The sequence below is a fragment of the Rhodoferax sp. genome (assembly GCF_011391645.1).
GTDB lineage: Bacteria > Pseudomonadota > Gammaproteobacteria > Burkholderiales > Burkholderiaceae_C > Rhodoferax.
Map to the genome: position 1 here is coordinate 1 of NZ_JAABQC010000144.1, position 4,476 is coordinate 4,476.

At 61.2% G+C, this 4,476-nt stretch carries 4 protein-coding genes; all 4 read right to left on the reverse strand.

The genetic code is table 11. The features are described 5' to 3' along the window. Positions 1–680, reverse strand: a 680-nt coding sequence (locus tag GPS82_RS13305; protein WP_296495516.1) for an OAM dimerization domain-containing protein, incomplete at its 3' end; no start/stop codon positions are given. Continuing rightward, positions 673–2,226 carry a lysine 5,6-aminomutase subunit alpha gene (locus GPS82_RS13310; RefSeq protein ID WP_296495517.1) on the reverse strand — a complete coding sequence of 518 codons (1,554 nt, stop codon included), beginning with the start codon at positions 2,224–2,226 and terminating at the stop codon, positions 673–675. The genes GPS82_RS13310 and GPS82_RS13305, both read right to left, overlap by 8 nt. Positions 2,227–2,251: 25 nt before the next feature. Further along, positions 2,252–3,421 (reverse strand): hypothetical protein, encoded by a 1,170-nt coding sequence (locus tag GPS82_RS13315; protein WP_296495519.1) that lies wholly within the window; start codon positions 3,419–3,421, stop codon positions 2,252–2,254. A 16-nt stretch (positions 3,422–3,437) separates the two neighbouring features. After that, the coding region (locus tag GPS82_RS13320) for a zinc-binding dehydrogenase (protein ID WP_296495521.1) at positions 3,438–4,476 on the reverse strand (1,039 nt) is incomplete at its 5' end.

The window sequence follows — 4,476 nt, forward strand, 5'->3', positions numbered from 1 at the left end:
CCGGCATCGTAGCCCAGCTCCTTGGCCAGCTCGTGGCTGATGCGCGGGCCGCCCACCACCAGGATGATCTTGTCGCGCAGCCCTTCGGCTTCCAGCAGGTCGGCCAGCTTGGTGAGATTGTCCAGATGGATGTTTTTCTGGGTCACCACCTGCGACACCAGAATCACATCGGCCTTCTCCACAATGGCGCGCGCCACCAGCTCCTCGGAGTCCACCTGGGCGCCCATGTTGATGGCGCGGATCTCGTGGTAACTCTCCAGCCCCTTGTGCCCGTTGAAGCCCTTCATGTTCATGATGGCGTCAATGCCCACGGTGTGCGCGTCGGTCTCGATGCAAGCGCCCACGACCACCATGCGACGACCCATTTTTTCGGCGATGAGCGCGTTGATGCCCTCCTTGTCCATCACCTCATACTCGGGCTTGACTACCTGAAAACTGGACAAATCCACTTGGTGCCGACATTGGCCATACACCACATAAAAACTGAAGCCCTTGCCCATGTCCTCACAATGCACCACGGCAGGCTCATCCAGGCCCATCTGGGCCGCCAGGCGCTTGGCACCTTCTTTGGATCGCTCATCCAGCGCCACCGGCAAGGTGAACGAGAGCTGCACGCGGCCATCGCCCAAGGTGTCGCCGTAGGGTTTGACCCACTGCTCGGGTTGTTTGGCATCAATCATGATTGGCTCCTGGAAGCATCAGGTGTGGAAACGGGTTGTAGTAGTTGTCGGCCTTGGTGATCACGCCGTCCAGGCCCTTGCCGCCGGTGGGTGTGCGCGAGATCTCGGCAAACATGCCCTTGCCAATCGCGGTGGGCAGGCTTATGGTTTCGATCTGCGCCAGCATGGCTTCGGCCTCGGCCAGCACCGCTTGCGCGCGCCGCTCAATCAAGCCGCCGCTCTTGAACTCAATCTCGGAGTGCAGGTCTTTCATGGTGCCAAACACATACTTGGCGTTCTGAATCGCCAGGAAACGGTCCTGGATGAACGGGGTGTGAATGGCCTCGGTCATCATGCCCAGCAGGTGGATGTTTTGCTGCGTGACGGTGCTCACAATGTTGAACAGCGTGTCCTGCACCTGGCCCTTGAAGATATTGCCGGTCATGTGTTTTGTCGGCGGCATGTATTTCAGGCAGGCATCAGGAAACACCTGCCGCACCAGTTGCGCATGGGCCAGTTCCCACAAGAAGCCGTTTTCCAGTTCGGGATGAATCTCGAACGCATGACCCAGCCCCATCTGCCCGGGCTTCAGACCAGAGAGTTCGGCAAATTGCTCGTTGATGAGCTGCGACGCCAGCACCGTGTGTGCCGCCTCATACGCATCGGCCGTGGTGAGGTAGTTGTCTTCGCCGGTGTTGATGATGATGCCGGCATAGGCATTGACCATGCGCGAAAAAAACTGGTCGATGAAGGTGCGCTTCATGTTGATGTCGCGAAAGATGATGCCGTACATCGAGTCGTTGAGCATCATGTCGAGCCGCTCCATGGCACCCATGGCGGCAATCTCGGGCATGCACAGGCCCGAGCAGTAATTGGTCAGGCGGATGTAGCGGCCCACGCGGGTGCCCACCTCGTCAAGCGCGGCGCGCATCAGGCGAAAGTTTTCCTGGGTGGCGTAGGTGCCGCCAAAACCTTCGGTGGTGGCACCAAACGGCACATAGTCGAGCAGGCTCTGGCCGGTGGAGCGGATCACCGCAATGATGTCGGCGCCCTGCTCGGCGGCGGCTCTGGCCTGCGCCACGTCTTCATAAATATTGCCTGTGGCCACAATCAGGTACAGCCAGGGCGCCTTGCCTTCGCCCAGGGTTTTGATCTGCGTGTCACGAAAGGCGCGCTGCCCGGCGATGCGCTCGCACATGGTGCGCGCATGGGCCTCGGCGGCCTGGCGCGCTGCCTGTTCGTCGTTCGGACGCGTCAACAACAGCGTGCTTTTGGACACCGCCTCGGCCACTTGCTGGGCGGTTTGCCCGGTTTCCTGCATGGCCGCGGCCAAAATGGTGGCGGCGCCAAATGGCAGCAGGTTTTGCGCTTGCAGATGCTCGACCACGCGGTTGGGCAGCGGCACAAAGTTTTCGTCCACACCGTCAATACCCATCAAGCGCAAGGTGGCGCGCTCCACAGTGGTGGTGGTGAACCGGGCCATCTCGTCAAACACCTGGCGCGCAATGCGCCGGGCCGAGTCGCGGGCGCGGTCAATCTGCGCCTGATCAAGTTGCAAGTGGGACATATTTTTCTCTCTGTTCAATCTGTGTTTAAGCTTGCCGTTGTTGCGAAGGCAGCGCAGAAATTCCATCTTCTTCCAGCATCACATCGCTCACGCCATAGTTGCCAAAGGCTTCGCGTGCGGCCACCAGGAATTGTTGCGCGTCAAAACTGCCGCCCAGTGGCGAAAACGGGTTGAGCGTGATGCCGGTCATGTGGATGCCCCGGTAAGCCAGTACCTGCGCGTCCTGCTGGCGAAACAGCGCCAGGTCGGCGGCGTCCACAAACAGCTTGGTGCCATCGTTCACCACCACGGTCAGACCGGGACGGCGCGCGGCCAGGGTGCTTAACGCGCGCCACAGCGAGCGCCCCACGGCGCCGCTGACGGCCACCGTGGCCACGTCCGACTCGACGTATTGCAGCAGCGTTTCTGCGGCGTTCAAAGTAGCAATTTCAGCCAGAAAAACATTTTCGCCCCGGCTGTTCCACAGGCCCACCCCACCCCTGGCAAACACCGGCTCGCACAGGTTTCGGGCTGCCACGTCAGCCGGGGCAATGCCCAAGATCGCCAGGCGGTCGCGCGTTTTGCGGATCACGTCCTGAATACCGCCACCCATGGCGGCACCGGTCGCCAGAATCACCCCATTGGCAATGGCCGGCGAGGCATGGTGGCTGCGGCCCAGCGCGCCGTCCAGGATCACCAACGCGGCGCCGCACTGCTTGAGCCGGGCAATCACGGTGAGTTGGTCGGAACTGCGCGAGGCGCCGGCAATTTCCATATCGCCCTGCTCCAGCACTTTCACCACCAAAATTTCGCCCATCGGGCTGTCAATACCGGTGGCATCAATCAACTTTGTGCGCACTTTGGCGCGTTCTAATGTGGCCCGCGCGGTGGCCACCAGGTTGCCGGGCCACACCACAATGGCAGGCTTGGGCACAAAAAACACCGCATCACGGTCTTCGCCGTCGCGCCCGATCGAGGTCACCCCCAGCGCCACGCCAGCCGCTGCCGCCTGCGCCAGCAAATGGTTCAGCGCCACGGTTTTCCCGGTGTTCTTGGTCATGCCCATCACCGCCAGCGTGCTCATGCCGCTGGCCTGGATGCGCTGCCAAAGCGCGCTCGGTGACGTCGTCACTGCGAGTTTGGCGCGGCAGTCCATGCATCCGGTCGCCATGGATTGCTTCACTTCGTTCGAAATGACGGCAGGTTGTTGTTCCATCGCGTTGATTTGCCAGTCAGACGTAAAGTTGTTCAAACAAGGCGCGCAGCTTGGGGCTTTCGCGCAGCAGGTTCAGTGCAAACTCGGCGTGCCCGGTGGCATAACCGTTGCCCACGATCATCTCCACGTCCTTGCCCACACCTTCGGCTCCCAGCGCCGCGGCGGTGAAGCTGGTGGCCATGGAGAAGAAGTAGATCTTGCCGTGTTGTTTGGTCGCCAGAATGCTGCCCATTTCGGTGTTCTGGATGTTGACACAGTTGATCACCACATCGGCCAGTTTGCCGTCGGTCACCTTTGCCACCGCTTCCATCAGCGCCAGCGCATCGGTGGCGTCCACCTGCAGCGCATGGTCCACCCACCCCAGCTCAGTCATGCGCTGACAGTCTTTGGCGAAGGGCGACACGCCAATCACGCAGCCTGCGGCGCCTGCGCGCTTTTTGGCTTCATAAACACACAGTGTGCCCGACTTGCCACCGCCACCAATCACCACCACGGTGTCGCCAGCTTTGACCAGCCGCGCGGTTTGCGCGGGGGCACCGGCCACGTCCAGCACCGCCAGCGCCAGTTTTTCGTCGATGTCAGCGGGCAGCCTGGCGAAAAGGCCTGTTTCAAACAGGATGGCGCGGCCCTTGATTTCGATTTGGTCCTTGGCCATGTGGATCTTGGTGATGCTGTCAATGCGCAAGGGGGTGAGCGACAGCGACACCAGCGTGGCGATCTTGTCGCCCACCTTGAGGTCGATCTTGCCGAGCAGCGCCGGGCCGATCTCGGCCACCATGCCAATCAGCATGCCGCCCGATCCGGTGACCGGGTTGTGGTGCTTGCCGCGCTGGGCCACGATGTCTTTGACCATGGCCGCGATGCGGGCTTCATCGTTGTCGCAAGCCGCCTTGATTTGAGTGAAGCTGGCCGAGTCGATGTTGAGCGCCGACACGTCGATCAGAATCTCGTTGTCATAAATTTCCATCGTGTTGTCGAGCTTCCAGGCTGGCTGGGGCAGCACGCCAAGGGGCTCAAGCACGCGGTGGGTGCCGTAGGGGGATCCGTGTTTCATG

What these genes read in the sequence shown, in the direction of transcription:
- GPS82_RS13315 (WP_296495519.1), bottom strand. Translation starts at nt 3,421, where the DNA reads ATGGAACAACAACCTGCCGTCATTTCGAACGAAGTGAAGCAATCCATG.
- GPS82_RS13310 (WP_296495517.1), bottom strand. Translation starts at nt 2,226, where the DNA reads ATGTCCCACTTGCAACTTGATCAGGCGCAGATTGACCGCGCCCGCGAC.